Genomic DNA, 17,701 nt, shown 5'->3' with positions numbered 1-17,701 from the left:
AAAAAATCAGAGCTTATCCAGTTTCAATGAATCTGCGTTGAAGGTCGCGCTATTCAAATTACTGACTATTTCATCAACAATGTTATCTAGAATGCCTACTGGAAGGGCATAGCGTTGTCCAAGTTGAACACGCTGAGTGTCGTTAATTCTCTCATCGAAGGCTTCAGCCACACCATACCAAACATAGGCAAGGCGATAGTTGTCCATATCCATTCCCATTGAAGCAAGCGAGTAGAAAATGCTGACGTCAATGTCGTCGCTGTCTGTATATAAACTTAGCGCGCGATATAAGGTTTCAATAGTACGCTTTTGGTCTGTTTTAATCTGAACAGAGGCCAGTGCGACCAGTAGCTTTGGGTCGCTTACGCGGTTGCTGGCAGCGTAGCGCTCAAAGCGATGAAAAGCCTCTTTGTCGTTATATCGTGTCCAATGATAGTAAGAAAGGTAAGGATCAAGGGAATCTTTCGTTTCGCGGCTTAGGCGTTTAATTTCACGCTGAGCAGTAATAACGCCTTTTAGCCGTGTCGCTTCCTTGCCTTTGCGTTTAACGTGTTCGATATGCTGCACTTCTTCAACGCAGGTGAGATACTCTTCGAAGTTCAGAAGGAGCGGGTACTTGTAAGCGTCGTCTTTTGAATCTTGATTGTAGTAACGTAAGCGAATAATCTCAGCTCGCTCGCCGCGACAACGGGCATCCAAACTCAAATCTAAGCAAATCTCGCTGTGAGATTCACAAATTTCACTAATAGTAGGTTCAAAAAGATCGCCGCAACCGGTGAGTGTTGTCGCTGCTGCCAGCCACACTGTCGCTAGATGCTTTTTTGTTGGAAACTTACTAAATAAATTCGTTGTTGTACGAGTTTTCATAGAGGTTTTGAAACTTATCAACAATTTGGTCTTCCTTGCTTGTTTATTTAAGATACTGCTCGTCACCGTCAGGCGAAAACTCACCTAGTGTACCCTAAAAATAATAAAAAGCTGACGCGTAATTAGGATTAGTTAGAAGCGTTTGGGCCAATAATAAATTGGTTGCGCAGACAACAATGACAACACCGTTAATTTAATATCGATGAAGGCAGAAGCATGAATCAACAGTTTGAGCAGGAATTACAAAGCAGCTGGCAAGAGCGTCAGGAATACGCAGAAATGATGTTGCCCCTTATTGGTAAGTTATACCGCAATAAGGCAGTTGAAATTTCGGTTTATGGACGCTCGTTACTGAACGCCAGTGCTATTGATGTTATCAAAGCGCACCGCAAAGTGCGTCTGCACGAAGGTATTAAGCTACGCCTACGCGAGAGCTATCCAATTTTAGAAACCTTGAGCAACATGAAGCTTGCTCCTGCACAAATTGATATAGGTAAATTGGCTTTTGATTTTCACTACGGTTCTGCGGTCGACAACAACGACCTTACGGCCTACCTTAACGAAAAACTAAACGACGTTGCCGACAAAGAGGACGATCAGAAACCTCAGGACGTTGTACTATATGGTTTTGGCCGTATAGGTCGTTTACTTGCTCGCTTGCTTATTGAGCGCCAAGGTAAAAACAATAAGCTTCGCTTGCGTGCCATTGTGGTTCGTGGCGGGCGCGATGGCGACCTAGAAAAACGCGCAAGCTTACTGCGCCGCGATTCAGTGCATGGGCCGTTCAACGGCAGCATCACAGTTGACCATGAACGCAATGCATTAAAAGCAAATGGTTCGTACATTCAAGTGATTTATGCCAATAGCCCTGATGAAGTGGATTACACCCAATATGGTATCGATAACGCTATCATCGTAGATAACACAGGTATTTGGCGCGACCGCGATGGTCTTGGCCTTCACCTTAAAGCGAAAGGCGCGGCGAAGGCAGTTCTTACCGCACCAGGTAAAGGTGACATCAAGAATATTGTACACGGTGTGAACGATGAAGAGGTGACGCCAGAAGACACTATTGTTTCTGCTGCTAGCTGTACGACTAACGCTATTACGCCAGTACTTAAGGCGCTTGACGAAGAGTACGGTATTGAAAACGGTCACGTTGAAACGGTTCACTCTTACACTAACGATCAAAACCTTATCGACAACTACCACAAGGGCGACCGTCGCGGGCGTAGCGCGCCACTTAACATGGTTATTACCGAAACAGGCGCAGCAAAAGCCGTCGCAAAAGCCTACCCGAAGTTGGCAGGTAAGCTTACCGGTAACGCTATACGTGTACCTACGCCAAACGTATCGCTAGCGATTTTAAACCTAAATCTTAAGACGCCGGTGGATCGCATTGCCGTTAACGAATTTTTGCGCGATACCGCACTGTTTTCAAAGCTTCAACACCAAATTGATTACACAGCTAGTAAAGAGATTGTATCTACAGACTTAGTCGGCTCTCGCGCTGCATCTGTGGTTGACTCTCAGGCAACTATCGCCGCCGATAACCGCCTAACGCTATATGTATGGTACGACAATGAATTTGGTTACAGCTGTCAGGTACTGCGCGTAGTTCGTGACATGGCAGGACTAAGCTTTCCTACGTTGCCGCTGTAAGTAAGACGCATTACAAGAAACTGTACAAAAAACCGACCTAAGTGGTCGGTTTTTTAATGGTGTAAACATTTTGTATACTCTCGATAGTACAAAACCCGCTGTGTGCGTGGAATTTGTGTTTACGTCTATGCTAAATTAGCGCTCAAATAATGAGGAAAACGACAGTCTATGCATATTTCCAGTCAATTCGACAGCGGTAACATCGAAGTTGTTAGCGCACAATCACCAGACGACATTCGTCTAACCATTCCCAACGACAACCAATCTGAATTTGCGCAGTGGTTTCATTTCCGTTTAGTAGGCGAAACTTTCGTTACGCACACAATGACCATTGGCAATCTGGCTAAGTCAGCATATCCAGAAGGTTGGAAGGGATACAACGTTTTAGCGTCTTACGACCGTCAAACTTGGTTTAGAATCCCTAGTGAATTTGATGGTGACAACCTTACATTTTCACTAACGCTAGAACAGCCTAGTGTTTACTTTGCGTATTTCATTCCGTATAGCTATGAACGTCATCTTGATCTTGTGCACGATGCGCAAATGTCGTTACTTTGCGAGCATAAATTCTTAGGCCTTACCCTTGATGGCCGCGATATGTCTATGCTGGTTATCGGTGAAGAAACGCCAGAAAAGAAAAAAGTCTGGATCACCGCACGACAACACCCTGGTGAAACTATGGCCGAGTGGTGTGCAGAAGGTATTATTTACCGTCTGCTCGACGAGCAAGATGGTTTGGCTCGACAGTTGCTTGATAACGCTGTGTTCTACATTGTGCCTAACATGAACCCTGATGGAAGTGCACGCGGTCACCTGCGCACTAATGCTGTAGGAACCAATCTTAATCGCGAGTGGGCGACACCTTCGCAAGAAAAAAGCCCGGAAGTACTTTACGTACTGAATGCAATGAGCGAAATTGGTGTAGATATGTATCTTGATTTGCACGGTGATGAGGCATTGCCGTACAACTTTGTTGCAGGAAGTGAAGGTAACCCTAGCTACAATGACACTATAAAGATGCTAGAAAACACCTTTAAAGATGCGTTGTTAAATGCAACGCCAGAATTTCAAGACGAGTTTGGCTACGATAAAGATGAGCCAGGCAAGGCTAATTTAACCGTGGCTTCAAACGCGGTTGGCGAGAAGTTCAAGTGCATGGCATATACGGTAGAGATGCCATTTAAAGACAACGCAGATGTACCAGACGACATATACGGTTGGTCGGTACAGCGCAGCCGTCAATTAGGTGAAGATTTGCTTATTGGTGTGAATGCAGTTGTTAAAAAGCTAAAAGCACCAGAGCAATAATATAAAAATAAGGAAGCAAAAGCTTCCGCAAAAAAGGCCTCGACAAAAAGAGGCCTTTTAATTATTAAAATAAAACAACAATTAAACATAATAAAAAAGGGGAATAACGTTGGAAGGGTTATATGGTTTTCTAACTATGCTCGATGGATTCTTAGGAGGCGCGTTCTGGTTTCCTTATGTACTGTTAGGCGTAGGTCTTTTCTTTACGGTTTATCTTAAGTTTCCACAAATTCGTTTCTTTAAACACGCCTGGCAGGTTGTTACCGGTAAGTTTGATAAAGAAAGCGATCCAGGCGACACCACACATTTTCGCGCGCTAACTACCGCACTGTCTGGTACCGTAGGTACAGGTAACATCTCAGGTGTTGCATTCGCTATTTTCCTTGGTGGCCCCGCTGCATTATTTTGGATGTGGGTAACCGCCTTTCTAGGTATGACTACAAAATTCGTTGAAGTTACTCTGTCGCACAAATATCGCGTAAAGACAGAAGACGGCACCATGGCCGGTGGCCCTATGTATTACATGGACCGTCGCCTAAACATGAAGTGGTTAGCGGTTGCATTTGCTGTTGCAACGGTAGTCAGCTCATTTGGTACCGGAAACCTTCCTCAAAGTAATGGTATCGCACAAAGTATCGAAGCAACATTTGGCTTCGAACCTTGGATGGTAGGTAGTGTACTGGGTATTCTTCTAGCCTTGGTCATTCTTGGTGGTATCCAACGCATTGCCGCGTTTACGGCGCGTGTTGTTCCCGTTATGGCTGTAATTTATCTTATTGGTGCTCTTGCTGTTATTTTCGCAAATCTAGAAAATATCGGTCCATCATTTGCCGCAGTTATTGGTGATGCGTTTACCGGTTCAGCCGCCGCAGGAGGCTTCTTAGGAGCGTCGTTAGCTTATGCCTTTAACCGTGGTGTTAACCGAGGCCTATTTTCAAACGAAGCGGGTCAGGGTTCTGCACCTATCGCTCACGCCGCAGCAAAAACAAAAGAGCCTGCGTCAGAAGGTATGGTGTCACTGCTTGAACCTTTCATCGACACTATTCTAATTTGTACCGTAACGGGTTTAGTTATTTTGTCGTCAGGCGTGTGGAAAGAAAAACACGAAAATGTTTTCGATCGTTCAGACATGTACTTTGTTGCAGGTCAATACGACGACTCGAATCAGGATGACGTAAACAAACTATATGGTTACTTGAATGAAATTGAAGGTAACAATGTACAGCCTTATACTGGCTCAATTACCGTTGTTAACGGCACGGCTGTAAGCGATGGTTTTACACTGCTTAACGCTAGGTCTGTAGCAGAAGACGTGAAGTATGCAGTAGGTAGTGAAGACTTGTTTACTGGCACGCTTAAGATTGTCGACGGAAAGCCGGTTAAAGAGAACCTTGAAGTAAGCGGTAAGTCACTGGTTCACTCGGCAGCACTTACAACCATTGCCTTTACTCGCGGTTTCTTTGGCGATGCGGGGCAGTATATTGTATCCATTGGCTTAATGTTATTTGCGTTCTCAACTGCTATCGCGTGGTCTTATTATGGTGACCGCGCTATGACCTACCTGTTTGGTCCACGCTCTGTAATGCCGTATCGCGTTATCTACGTAGCAGGGTTTGTTTGGGCGGCATTCTCTGATACTACACTTGTTTGGGCGCTTTCTGCCGTAGCAATTGTAGTAATGACCTTGCCAAACCTGTTCGGCATCATGCTGCTTTGTAAAGAGATGAAAGAGACCGTTAACGACTACTGGTCTCGACACAAAAAATAGTATTTAAGCTACCTTTAGTACTTTTTCTTCGGGTATTTAGAAGAAAGAGAGTACGGAAAGCTAGCCAGTAAAAATGCGCAGTGGTGAACTTTGTACAAAAGTTAACACCCTGCGCATTTTTGTTTTGTAACAAAGAGGGTATTCAACAGAATCGACTTCATTGTTGTGTTGAACTTCAGTATGATACCCGTCCGCGTATAAATGCTCATTCGCTTAAAAGCGTACAGTGCATTTCGAATTCGCACTCAATAAACAGGAGCAACATATGGCATTAGTTGACTGTCCTTCATGTAATAAGAAAACGTCAGATAAAGCGAAGACGTGTCCTCACTGCGATTTTAAAATCGGTGATGCGACCTCTGAAGATATAGAACGCAAGCAAAGCTTACAAAGATTTAAAAAGTTAGCCAGTATCCAGAACCAGTCCCTTCTTGCTATGCTGATATTTGTTGCGAGTTTTGGCTTCATGTATTGGGGCGGAACACGCCCAGGTGATTTGCAACACAATTTAGCTATTTTGGGCGCTGTGGTTGGCTTTGTTTGGTACTTAGTAAACCGCGCGCGTATTGTTTACATAAAGCGTTTTTCCTAAATGAATATAGAAGCACTATTAGCCAGCATGACGCCGGAGATTTACGAGCGTCTGCGTCAGGCGGTTGAGACAGGCAAGTGGCCTGATGGCACGCCTTTAAATGAAGAGCAAAAAGCAAGCAGCATACAGGCTGTTATGCTGTATCAAGCAAAAATAGAAAAGTCCTCTGAGCATATGACAGTGGGTGAAAGCGGCGAAATTGTTCATAAAAGTAAAGCCGACTTTAAACGCTCGTTACGCGATGAGCAGGATGATAATAATACAATAGCGCGGTTTAAACAGGATGATATTTAGTCGTATATTTGCGCCTTCACACCAAAGCCCTAAGCCTGAGAAACGGATGCAGGCAATAGAGAATCTTTCTCCCGAAAAGGCACAGGAAAAAACAATTCTTCACGAACTGGCATTTAATGACGAAGATGCAAATGTCAGTTTAGCAGCACTCGAAAAGCTTAATAGCTTTGTGCTGTGGCTTAAAATGTCACAAATTGCCAAGCAGTCTCGCGTTAAAAAAGCCGCCGAGAAAAAGGTAAACGCTGCTTTGCTAGGCGAGGGCGATGTCCCACTTTCCCGCCAAGAGATATTCTCTTTTTTAACTGAAACAGCCAACGCTGATCTGGTAGTGCAGTTAGTTCCGCAAATGTTGAAGAAAGAGCCTACGCTTCTGCAAGATGATGCCCTAGCTAACGCGCTAATCGAAAAAGTAGCGAAGCCATCTTTCACCCAGTTTGTCTTTCTAGAAGGAGCAAGTCCCCAACTGCAGACTCAACTAGTCAACGCACATTCAGACGTGTCAGATTTGCAAAAGCTTGCTAAGAAAGTGTCAGATGATGCGCTTGTAACGCAAATTAATGCGCGGATCGATGTTATTAAAGAGGCTGCAAAGCGCCCCGTAGAGCTTAAAAAGCAGCTTACTTTGGGGCTTTCAAAATATCAGGCTTTACTCGACAAATCAGATGTAGAAACCATTGATGAAAAGCGCAATGAGCTTGAGAGCGAATTGACAGGGCTGTTTGCTCAAATTGACTTACTCACTTCAGAAGAACGCGCTGATTATGTAGAAAAGCGCGCGCGTATAGGTGAGCAGCTCGAGCGATATTTAAGCCGTATCCGCCCAGCATGGGAAGAGAAGCAACAAGCGTCGCAACGTGCCAATACCAAAGCATTGTGCGAACAGCAGCTTACTTATGCCAAGGAGCAGGTAGCTTGGTTGTACAATAACAGGCTTTGTGAAGCTACGCTTGCTGATGTTGCAACCGTTAATGAAAGTGTACGCGGTGTCGAAGCAACGCTCGAACAGCTAGCGCGTCTCGATGATGAGTCGGCCGCTGATAAGCGTATCACACAGATTAAGCACTCTGTCGACGAACTAAACGAGCAACTTGATCGTTTCTCTATGCAGCAGCAATACGGCCAAAAGCTACTGATAAAACTTCAGTCGCTCGAAGATATCGCCGCTAAGATCGTTTCAGCGGCTGATAACTTGTCAGATAAAGATACTCGTGATGTAAGCACTGAAGAAGCTAGCGCATCAGCTGAAGATTTGAGTCAAGTAAACGGTGGCGACGCAGTACAAAGCAGTAGTGTAGTGGCTCTCAAAGCGGAGTTTGACGAAGCACGTCAAGCGTATAAAGCGCTTAGCCGCGAAATCGATGCCATTCCTAAGGCGTTGTCTAAACGTTTTAACGCTGCCACAAACAGTGTAAATGCCAAAGAGCGTGCTCAAAAATCCAAAGAAAATGAGCAAGTAAAACACATTAGAAAGCACATTAGCGTTATCGACAACTTAATTGATCAGGGCAAGTTTCGCGTTGCTATTTCAAAGTTTGCAAAGCTTCAAGAAAGTTATGCTGCGCTTCCTGATTCAGCTAAGAAATATGTAGAGAAGCGTTTTGAAAAAACGGCTGGCGAAGTGTCACGCTTAGAAGGGTGGCAGGATTATCTTGCGGCGCCGCGCAAACCCGCTCTTTTAGAAGAAGCAAAAGCGTTAGCCAGTGCTGATGCAGAAAATATTAAGCAAAGAAGCGAAGCTATTAAGTATCTGCGCAAGCAGTGGTTATCATTAACGCCTTCATCGTCTAGTAACGAAGAAAGCAGCGAAGACGCGTTATTACAGCAGCAATTCGATGATGCACTTGAAAAGGCCTTCGAGCCTTGTAGAGCGCATTACGCGAAGTTAGATGCACAGCGGGCAGCTGCCCGTGAACAGCGCATGTCGATTATCGCTACCGTTAAGACAATGGACATTAACACGCCAGAAGCCGAGTTAGTGAAGGTTTTTGATAGAGCGTCTAAACAGTGGCATGCTGCAGGTCAGGTTGAACGTGAAATTTATGAACAGCTGAAGCAAGAATGGAAGGCGGTATCATCGCCCATCCAGGCTAAAGTGACTCAGTGGCAAAGCGATAATCAAGCTCAAAAGCGTGCATTAGTCACTCAAGCTTGTCAACTTGCCACGGAAGAAGATGTCGCTGGCGCTGCCGACAAAGCTCAGCAATTGCAAAGCCAGTGGAAGCAAGTAGGCCATGCAGGTAAACGTGAAGAGAGTAAGTTGTGGGCAGAATTTAAAGCTGCCAATGACACCGTATTTGAACGTTTAAAAGCCGAGCGGAAAGTACAGAATAATGCATTTAACGCGTTAGTAGATTCGCTACTCAAGCAAGTGGAAGCGGTTGATATCAACAGCGATGATGTCACGTTTAGTCAATCAATGAGCGACGTTCGCGCTCAGTTAACCGACTTGCCTAAAGCGCAACGTACGAAAGTAGATAAAAAGATAGATACACTTGAAAGTAAGCGTGCTGCGCAAGCGAAAAACGCACAATCTCAAGCCCGATTGGCGCGGGCTCAGGCTCTGGTTTCTTTACTACAGCTAAGTGTAGGTGAGGGAAGTGGTGACGAGCAGGCTCTAGCGGAAACGTTAGGGAAGCGTTGGGCGAACGTATTGTGTCAGTCTACTGGAAATGAAACAACTCAGCACGACAGACAATGGTTAACGGTAGCATTAGAAGTTGCAACTGGTATGCCAAGCCCGGATGCAGATGCATCTATACGCTCTAGTGTACAGCTACAAATGATGACGTCTAAGTTGGAACAAGGAGAGGCGGCGACCGCCCCCGACATTCTTGCCGACTGGTTATCCTACGACTCTATAGATAAAGCGGACAATAATCTGCTTCAACGTGTTGTGGCAGTAATTCACGCTCACCCAGAAATTGTGGCTTAATCGGGAAAATAAATGGAAAACAGTGTAGAGTTTCAATTTGAAACAGAAATGTCTGCGTATCGTTTTTTAAATACCGTAAAGCATGTTGATGCTGAAGGGTTAAGAGTGAAGTTTGGGCGTACCGACCATCACGTAAGCGTACAGTATCGTTATGGTGTAGGGGAGTTTGATTCTACGCTTTCTACACTGGATGACCTTGCTCGAGAGTTAGGTGGTGAAGAAGTTTCTTAACGAGAACGTAAGTCTGGGCAGATTAAATCAGTACAAACAAAAAGGGCCAGACATTGTCTGGCCCTTCTTTTATAAAGACGTGATTAACAGTCTTTATCTTCAGCGTTTGCGCCTTCTTTCACATCTTCACAAGCGTCTTCAACGGCGTTACCTGCATCGGTAACCATCTCGTCTAGCTCTTCGCCTGCGTCTTCTGCCTCACCGTCACCGCACGCTGCTAGTGATAGTGCAAATGCTGATGCTACTAGTACCTTTGATAGATTTTTAAATGAAAACATATCCTTACTCCTTTTTCCTATTAGATATTCTTAGGCCTTTGGTGCCTTTCCACGTAACGCATTAGCGATAAGTGAAATTACCAACAACGCGATAAACACAAAGAAAAGAAACTGTGCGATACCTGTTGCTGCACCTGCGATGCCTCCAAAACCAAAAACTGCTGCAATAATGGCGATGATAAAAAATGTGATTGCCCAACCTAACATAACTAGATCCTCGTATTGCTTCCGTTACTTTCACAATAACTAATGCTATCTTTATGCCTATTTTTTAAGTGCATGAATTATATAGATTAAGTTTGTTTCAGATTGCAATTTTGAAACGTAATTTTCAGTGGCAGGAGTCACGATTACACAAGCGAATGCATTTTTTACATGATAGAGCAGAAGCCCTTTTCTCATCATTTAATTCAAGATGAAAAAAGAGGCAAAGCGAAAGGGAAAAACGCTTTGCCTATAAAAGGGAGGTGGTGACGCCCCACATAATCTGAGAAGATTGGGGGCTGAGCGTTACCTAGTTACCATTTGGGTTGTAAGGTAACGAAGATTGGTGAGCGACAATACGCAGGTCGCCATCACTGTCTTTCACATAGGCAAAGGTGTACTCTACTTTTGTTTCTCCGCCCTTAGTGTCAGTAAAGAAGTAGTTACCCATCGCCACCGCCATCCGACAACTGTTATTAATAATTCCTACATTGTCGAATTTCACGTTTGTATAAGGCTTAATCGCAAAACCCTTATCTTCCTGATAAGCGTCATTTCCACCGACAAAGTAAGAAAGCGCTGCATCAAAGCTTGAACGGAACTGATCATTTGCTGCAAGGGTTGGTTTAAACAGTACACTACTTAAATCATATCCGTACATGTCCTGGATAAAATCAGCCGCCTCGCCAGAGTAGTCACCGTCGTTACTAAACACTGCGCCAATACGTACAATGCCTTCACCCCACATCTTTTGTGCTGCTACAACTTCACGCTCAGTAATACATTCATCCGAATACAGTAATGCATTATCTAGCGCCTTAGCCTTCAATACACCAACGTTCGAAGTGGCGGTCTCATTCATTTGCGGTTTGGCCACTGCACTGCAGCCTGTTACTAGCATAATCGAAGCTGCAAGAAGCGTTGTTTTTGTCATTAACGAGTTTAGCTTTTTCATCGCGTGACTCCTCAGTCATTTGCAAAATAAATACGTGTTATTACCTAATTAAATTGCTGGGAGCAGAAGTTGTATAACGTTGTAAAAAGCGGTCTACAAATCTGCTCTGCAGTTCATAGGTTTAATGATAGCTAGATTGGGTGACGGAGACTTTTGTACAACATTAATAGAAGATTAATGGGTCATTAAGAATAAAGATGTTAAGACATGTATCGGTTCTGAACGAATGAATGTCTCATCTATCATGTTGATTAGTGTGTTTTAATGTCGCTTTACTTCATCGATATTACGTAATTTATACGCAAGCTTATTCGTCTACTTATATACGAAGGACCGGATTTACTCGATTTTGCAGGCCCTTAGTCTGCTTTATAGGATGTATTTCAGGGAATGGGTGGTAGCTATGAATTTAAGGTAGTGGGTTTTAGGGCGTTCCACAGACTTGCTCGTGCAATTAAGCTATGCTTTTCAGTAACACTGATTGCGTACCGAAAAGCATTTTGTCAGAACACTGATGATGCAGTGTATAGATGTACAGAATGACGTTCAGCTAATTTGTATTCTTTGGCTCTAGAGGCTGTGACAGCACTTCTAAGACAGTAAAGGCGTTTTTACCTAAACGAGTTTTATCATTCGCCATTTTTACATCAATAGTAAAGTAAATGTCGTTAATCTGAGTATTTACAACATCGTTTGAGCTCGGGGCGGCCATCGGTTGAGCAACTTCCTCACAGCCTGACATAGTGCATTGCCTATCTGTTTGAAATATTGCTGGCTCATTTTTGCCAGCCGTTACTTCCCGCGCAATGACAGGCTTTTTATCAATATTTGTATTAATCACCTCTAGATAAGTAAAGCCTTGCTCTTGTGCGACTTCAGCGGCGCGATATAGAGCGTACTGCTGTACTTTGTCGGCCGGAGTTTTATCAGTCGCTTTAAAAAGAACCTGATACTGATTTGCAGATACTTTTTCGCTCGAATAACCATATGAGGCTTTAGAGTTCGCTGATTTGTATGGGGTAGGGGCAGCTACTGGTGTCGATGAACACCCTGCTATCGCAAAGCTTAGTGCCGCACCTGCGGTGGCAAGAAGTACGCGGCCACTTTTAATTTTACTTTTGATGTTCATCTCACAAATTCCTTAATACTGTGATTACTGAAACAAAGAGAACAGCGCGGTTCTACCTAATGCCATTAACGCTCGGTTACGCTTTGCTTTAGGCTTAGCATCTACTGCACCTTTATATGCGCCAACAGAAGCTATGCCAAGTAGGGTCTCTGGCTTACCCATCATTAACGAACATTGCCTTTTTGCTTGTGTAAGTGCAACATCTGCGTGATGTTTTTGAGAAAAATAGGCATGTTCCTTTTGCGCAATATCTTTTATATTCGCTTTCAAAAAGATGTTCATAGTACTCACCTCATTATTGTTGACAGGGCACTGTCCATGGATTTGATCAAATGAACTTAATCAAAAGGGTTAATGCGCCTTTAAATCTATGCCTTACCCAAAGACCCTACGCCATGTTTGAATTAATCTGCTTAAACTTAGATAGTTAAACGCATTTTGAGCAAGCTTAAAGAAACCGAACGCCGCAAGACTATTAAGTACTAATAACACAAGTGGTACCACAACGTAGTGCACGCCAACATTGTGAAGTATAGCGCCTATAGCAATATTTAAAATAAGCCAACAAACTGTACCAACCGCAAATGCTGCGAGGCATGCAAAAACAGTGACGAAAAAACTCTTTTTGACAAGCATGAGTTCACTATTAGTAAGCTCAAGAAATGCAAAGCCTTGTTCTTTTCTCTGAGAGAATGCTTCTTTAAATGCGTTGAATACATCGGAGAAAGACGGGTCGGGGTATTGTTGCTGGGTTGACTGCTCGTCAGGTGGCGTTTCTTTGGGTGTACTTTCTCCTGTCGCGTTTTCATGGAACTTCGCCTGCGCCGAAGGCGGCGTCAGGCGAAATGGATTTTCATTGCACGTGCGAAACCGTGCTTTGTGAAAATCTAGCGCTTTCATGAATCTACTTCTTACGGAGAAGTGACGTTACTAGCATACCTGCCGCAAAAGCGATACCCGCAGTTTGAACAGGATTTTCAATTGCAAATTTGCGTACTTTTGATGCCTGCCATTTCTGTTCTGCTAAACGCTTTCTTTCAGACATGTTTTCAGCAGATGATGATGCTGTGCGACGAATATTTTCTTCCGCCACGCCCGCACTGTCAGCAAGCTTGTCTACTGACGCATGAAGGGTATCTTTTAGTTGATCCGTTACTGGGTGACTCGGTTCAGCCACACCGTTAGTGCTATTAGTTTTAACGGTTTGTGGTTTTGCTGAAGCTTGTGTAGCCATAATACTCTCCTTAATATTTTGGGTTCACAATAACTGTTGCAACGGCTGTACCAATCGAATAAATCCTTTATTTACAATTAGATAGGGGGTTGAATTATTTGGGAGAGTGAAAGGTTTGCAAGAGAAATGCGTTATCCTTGCAAACCCCTGTAATATTTTCTTAGTCGCTAAAACGAAAGCTTAGCTTCCACCTACGACAGATGCGAGGTCATCTTTTGAAACCGGCTTAAGCAGCGCGCTATCTATTCCTATCGATTCCATTGCTTCTTCTTCGGCTTCGTGTCCACTAACTATGGTAAGCAATGCATTAGGCAATTTTTCTTTAAGTTCGCCAGCCAAGTCATAACCATTGTAATCGGGTAACGTCAAATCCATTAACACGTGATCAAAGTCATTGTCTTGTGCGGTGCTAAGCGCATCAACACCACAGTACTCGGTGGTGACTTCATGACCTAAATGAACTAAAAACAACTGCAATAGCTCTGCAGCATCTTCATCATCTTCAATTACTAAAATACGTTTACTAGAAGGGCTTCCGTCACCTTTTTTCTGAGGGGGTTCTTCAACTGCAATGTCTATATTCGTATTGGATCCAAATCCATCGCTTGATGGCATGTTTTCCTCTGGTGCGTAAGGTTTCTGTATCGGCATGTCAGCAACCTGTGCTTCCACATTGGTAAAAGTAACGTGATCGCCAGGAGGAAGGTATTGTGAGAGAAGTTGAGCGAGTGCAAAGCGGTCTATTGGTTTACCTATAACGTCATTAAAACCTTCGCGTATTAGCGACTCTCTTAATCCTTTACGACTGGCTGCGGTGACCGCAATAACGGGAATATCTTTACCATGGCGACGAATAGCGTGTAACGCTTCAATGCCATTCATCACAGGCATGTGAATATCCATGAGAACGAGGTCAAATGGTTGATTGTGTTCATCGGCCTGTAATACAGCTTCTAGTGCCTTTACACCGTTTTCCGCGTAACTAATATCTGCCTGAGACTGACTTACAAGGTGGCCGGTAAGGCGCCGAATTTCTCTTAAGTCATCGACAATCAGCACTCTGCCGGTAACATTTAAATCGATACTGCTAGATTCGACGGTTTGTATCTGACCGAGTTCTAGGTCGACGAGAGGTTGCTTGGAAATATCGCCAGGGTCAATATCGAATGTGAACGTACTACCTTCTCCAAGTCGAGATGACACGTCTATATCGCCGCCAAGCTTGGTGACAAGCTCTTTACAAATAGCTAAACCTAAACCAGCACCACCGTGATTAGCGCGCATTACATCTTCAATTTGCTCGAAAGGTTGGAAGATGTTGATCAACTTGTCTGGTGGCATACCTATGCCAGTATCGTCTACGGAAAATCTAAGTAGCTGAGGTTTTTCACTATCTGTTGGGTTTTCATCAAGGGTTATAGTAAGTGTAATACTGCCCTTATCGGTGAACTTAACCGCATTAGAAATGAGGTTAAGCAGCACTTGGCGAAGTCGGGTGGGATCTGTCTTAATAAATTCAGGGATTTTGGTGTTAGACACCACATTCAAACTTAGCCCTTTATCTTTGGCGTTCAAGCGCATTAAGGAGTGAATATCGGTAAGAAAAGCAGATAAGTTTACATCTTTAATGTTTAATTCTAGCTTCTCAGCCATTATGCGCGACATATCAAGTAAATCATTGAGCAAGCTCAATAAGTGTTTGCCGTTTGAATGAATTATCGATAGCTCCTGCTGAAACGGGCTATTCCTTGCGTCATCAATGAGAAGTTCTGTATAGCCCAAAATAGAGGTGAGAGGCGTGCGCAATTCATGGCCAAGGTGGGCTAGAAACTTGTCTTTTGCTTTGTTTTTTTGTTCAACCTTATTGCGCTCAATCCGCTCGTTTTCTATATCGCGACGAACCATGGCATAACGGATAGTACGCATAAAACGTGGCGATTCTATCTCGGACTTTTGAAGATAATCTGCGGCTCCCGCGCGCATCACCATTTCATCTACAGTAGCGTCTGACTGACCTGTTAAAATAACCACTGGCAGACTAAATTGGTTCGATTTAAGAACACCCAGAACGTCTATGGCATTCTCAGCGCCCAACAAATAGTCAAGCAAGCATAAATCAAAGTCTTCCGTCTTAAGCGCTTCTATGGCGTCAAGACTGTTTGTCACCCACGTTAACTCAAACTTAGGTGACTCACACTGTTCTAGATAGTCAGAAGTTAAGAAGTAATCATCTTCATCGTCTTCTACCAATAGAATTTTAATAACCTCTGACATCTAGTACCTCTTTTACTCGTGTGGTAACTCTACAAACTCGATCCAATAACGACCTAAAGCACGCATTAATTCAACTAATCCTTCAAAATTAACGGGTTTAGTAATGTAAGAAGCGCAGCCGAGGTCGTAACCACGGAGCATATCTTCTTCTTCTTTCGACGTTGTTAGGATTACAACCGGAATACTGCGTAGTTTGGGGTCGTTTTTAAGTTCCTGAAGTGCTTCGCGACCATCTTTTCTTGGCATGTTTAAGTCAAGCAATATAAGGCTAGGGCGAGGCGCCGATGCTGGATCAGAATATTTCCCCTCGTGACGAAGAAACTCTAACAATTCCACACCGTCTTCAACGCAAAACAGATTGTTGAGGACGCGACTTTCTTGCAGCGCGTCAACGGTTAATAGGCGATCATCCTCATCATCATCGGCCATCAAGATATTTATTGGCTGGGTTTGTTTACGCGTCATTGTGTGTCTCTCCATTATTGTTGTTAGAACCAAACGGCTCGCTATCTACCGGCACTATTATTGTAAAAGTAGCCCCGTGTCCTGGTGCGCTCATAGCAGTAATTTGACCGTTATGCCTTTCTACTATGCGTCGGCATACCGCAAGCCCTATACCCGTACCTTTATATTCACTTCTACCATGAAGGCGTTGGAACGGAGCGAATATTTTCTCTGCGAATGACTGGTCAAAACCAATGCCGTTGTCGGTAATTGCAATTTTTATCCAGTTATACTCTTCGGACATAAGTATATCCTGAGTATCTTCTTCGCTGGCTTCTTGCAAATTGACTTTGACAACCGGCGTTACACCTTCAGTTTGAAATTTAAGCGCGTTAGAGATTAAATTTAGAAATAATTGTTCAAGCTGTGTCTTATCCCCTCGAATGGAAGGCATATTTTCGCTTACTTCTATCTGTGCTGATTTTTCATCAATGGCGATCTCTAAATCGCCTAAAACGCTTTGTATAACTTTATTTAAGTCTACATCATCAAAGTCTTTTCCTCGGGTTGAAACACGAGAAAAAGCGAGAAGATCAGATATGAGCATCGACATGCGCTCAGCTGCGTTTAGCATTCGCGCTAAATAATCCTTGCCTCTATCATCAATAACATCCTTGTATCCTGACTCTAGTCGGTTTCCAAATGCCCGAATTTTGCGAAGGGGTTCTTGTAAATCGTGTGAAGCGACAAATGCAAAATCTTCCAACTCTCGATTGCTTCGTGCTAATTCATCGGAGTAAATACTGAGCTCTTGTGTCCGTTCATCTATGCGATTTTCTAAATCCTCATTGACAGATTCAAGATCGGCCTGATACTTCTCGTGCTCTCGCGAGTTAATTTTCAATAAAAGGAAAACTGCAATAACGAGTAGTAGGGTAGTAGCTGATGAGATGATTAATGTGTTTACTGAGTCTCTTCGCAAGCTCATCAAATTTGCTAAATGCGTACCTTGCATACCGCGTTCGGACCCATCGATTTCGCGAAAAAGCCCTTCAAAACGTTTATATAGCAGTATACCTTTGTCGCTTTTAACTAGATTAATAGCCTCTTGCTTTTTCCCTTCCTTAACAAGTTCTACTACTTGAATAACCTCGTTGACCTTTGCCTTAGTTAGCTTTAGCAATTCCTCAATTCTTGCAGATTGCTCATCAATATCAGACGAAAAAGAGCTCACTTCTACCTCGTCCATCAACTCACCGATGACACCAAGGGTTTCAGCATAGTCAGTTAAATACTCTTCATCGTCTGTAAGCATGTAGCCGCGTTGACCAGATTCCACCCGCAGCACCGCTACATGAAGCCTATTCACTGCATTGATAACACGATTAGTTGTAAATAGTCGCGCTTCAAGTGCTGATAGGTCGTTAAGAGTACTTACTACATAAAAAGAGTTTGCAGTCATAACGACAATGATGACTACAACCAAAATTATCCAGCTGTAAATGGAAGACAGAACTTTAGAGATCATT

At 43.6% G+C, this 17,701-nt stretch carries 18 protein-coding genes; 7 read left to right on the top strand and 11 right to left on the bottom strand.

What is annotated here, in order from left to right:
• Positions 1-6 precede the first annotated feature (6 nt).
• The gene (locus tag ACYX4W_RS14880) at positions 7-891 is read right to left on the bottom strand and encodes a DUF2989 domain-containing protein (protein WP_474856972.1); all 885 of its coding nucleotides are present in this window, start codon (positions 889-891) and stop codon (positions 7-9) included.
• 192 nt (positions 892-1,083) lie between these two features.
• Here ACYX4W_RS14880 and ACYX4W_RS14875 point away from each other — a divergent pair, with 192 nt between their 5' ends.
• The 7 genes from ACYX4W_RS14875 to ACYX4W_RS14845 all read left to right on the top strand — a co-directional run bounded on the left by ACYX4W_RS14875 (position 1,084) and on the right by ACYX4W_RS14845 (position 9,654).
• Entirely contained in the window at positions 1,084-2,529 is a 1,446-nt protein-coding gene (locus tag ACYX4W_RS14875) for a glyceraldehyde-3-phosphate dehydrogenase (protein WP_476073681.1), read from the top strand.
• Positions 2,530-2,697: 168 nt separating this feature from the next.
• The gene (locus ACYX4W_RS14870; protein WP_476073680.1) at positions 2,698-3,837 is read left to right on the top strand and encodes a M14 family metallopeptidase; all 1,140 of its coding nucleotides are present in this window, start codon (positions 2,698-2,700) and stop codon (positions 3,835-3,837) included.
• 109 nt (positions 3,838-3,946) lie between these two features.
• Positions 3,947-5,605, top strand: coding sequence for an alanine/glycine:cation symporter family protein (locus tag ACYX4W_RS14865; RefSeq protein ID WP_476073679.1), 1,659 nt, complete (start codon positions 3,947-3,949; stop codon positions 5,603-5,605).
• 265 nt (positions 5,606-5,870) lie between these two features.
• Positions 5,871-6,197, top strand: coding sequence for a zinc ribbon domain-containing protein (locus ACYX4W_RS14860; RefSeq protein WP_014949837.1), 327 nt, complete (start codon positions 5,871-5,873; stop codon positions 6,195-6,197).
• Entirely contained in the window at positions 6,198-6,491 is a 294-nt protein-coding gene (locus ACYX4W_RS14855) for a YeaC family protein (RefSeq protein WP_474856967.1), read from the top strand.
• A complete protein-coding gene (locus tag ACYX4W_RS14850; RefSeq protein WP_476073678.1) occupies positions 6,481-9,423 on the top strand; it encodes a DUF349 domain-containing protein in 2,943 nt (980 codons plus the stop codon). The genes ACYX4W_RS14855 and ACYX4W_RS14850 overlap by 11 nt, the downstream gene beginning before the upstream one ends.
• Positions 9,424-9,435: 12 nt before the next feature.
• Positions 9,436-9,654 (top strand): hypothetical protein, encoded by a 219-nt coding sequence (locus tag ACYX4W_RS14845; protein WP_049587608.1) that lies wholly within the window; start codon positions 9,436-9,438, stop codon positions 9,652-9,654.
• A gap of 83 nt (positions 9,655-9,737) precedes the next feature.
• Here ACYX4W_RS14845 and ACYX4W_RS14840 read toward each other — a convergent pair whose 3' ends face one another.
• From ACYX4W_RS14840 to ACYX4W_RS14795, 10 genes are all read right to left on the bottom strand, one after another.
• Entirely contained in the window at positions 9,738-9,932 is a 195-nt protein-coding gene (locus ACYX4W_RS14840) for a hypothetical protein (RefSeq protein WP_025255565.1), read from the bottom strand.
• 30 nt (positions 9,933-9,962) lie between these two features.
• Positions 9,963-10,139: a DUF1328 domain-containing protein gene (locus ACYX4W_RS14835; RefSeq protein WP_049587611.1), complete on the bottom strand. Its 177-nt coding sequence runs from the start codon at positions 10,137-10,139 to the stop codon at positions 9,963-9,965.
• Between the two features lie 307 nt (positions 10,140-10,446).
• Complete coding sequence (locus ACYX4W_RS14830) at positions 10,447-11,091, bottom strand: phosphoribosyl-AMP cyclohydrolase (RefSeq protein ID WP_474806234.1); 645 nt, start codon at positions 11,089-11,091, stop codon at positions 10,447-10,449.
• A 550-nt stretch (positions 11,092-11,641) separates the two neighbouring features.
• On the bottom strand, positions 11,642-12,220 hold the full coding sequence (locus ACYX4W_RS14825; protein ID WP_474856965.1) for a CC0125/CC1285 family lipoprotein: 579 nt from the start codon (positions 12,218-12,220) through the stop codon (positions 11,642-11,644).
• A 24-nt stretch (positions 12,221-12,244) separates the two neighbouring features.
• A complete protein-coding gene (locus tag ACYX4W_RS14820) occupies positions 12,245-12,502 on the bottom strand; it encodes a hypothetical protein (protein WP_476053889.1) in 258 nt (85 codons plus the stop codon).
• A 93-nt stretch (positions 12,503-12,595) separates the two neighbouring features.
• On the bottom strand, positions 12,596-13,120 hold the full coding sequence (locus ACYX4W_RS14815) for a hypothetical protein (protein WP_476073677.1): 525 nt from the start codon (positions 13,118-13,120) through the stop codon (positions 12,596-12,598).
• Between the two features lie 4 nt (positions 13,121-13,124).
• A complete protein-coding gene (locus ACYX4W_RS14810) occupies positions 13,125-13,454 on the bottom strand; it encodes a DUF883 domain-containing protein (protein WP_474856963.1) in 330 nt (109 codons plus the stop codon).
• A 180-nt stretch (positions 13,455-13,634) separates the two neighbouring features.
• The gene (locus ACYX4W_RS14805; protein WP_476073676.1) at positions 13,635-15,728 is read right to left on the bottom strand and encodes a response regulator; all 2,094 of its coding nucleotides are present in this window, start codon (positions 15,726-15,728) and stop codon (positions 13,635-13,637) included.
• A gap of 12 nt (positions 15,729-15,740) precedes the next feature.
• Complete coding sequence (locus ACYX4W_RS14800; RefSeq protein WP_039216546.1) at positions 15,741-16,193, bottom strand: response regulator; 453 nt, start codon at positions 16,191-16,193, stop codon at positions 15,741-15,743.
• Positions 16,183-17,700, bottom strand: coding sequence for a sensor histidine kinase (locus tag ACYX4W_RS14795; RefSeq protein ID WP_476073675.1), 1,518 nt, complete (start codon positions 17,698-17,700; stop codon positions 16,183-16,185). Before ACYX4W_RS14795 ends, ACYX4W_RS14800 begins: the two co-directional genes overlap by 11 nt.
• Position 17,701: the final 1 nt, after the last annotated feature.

It is taken from the genome of Alteromonas sp. ABH4_454 (assembly GCF_056311775.1).
The sequence above is the reverse complement of the archived record's forward strand: the minus strand, read 5'-3'. Positions and strand labels throughout refer to the sequence as shown.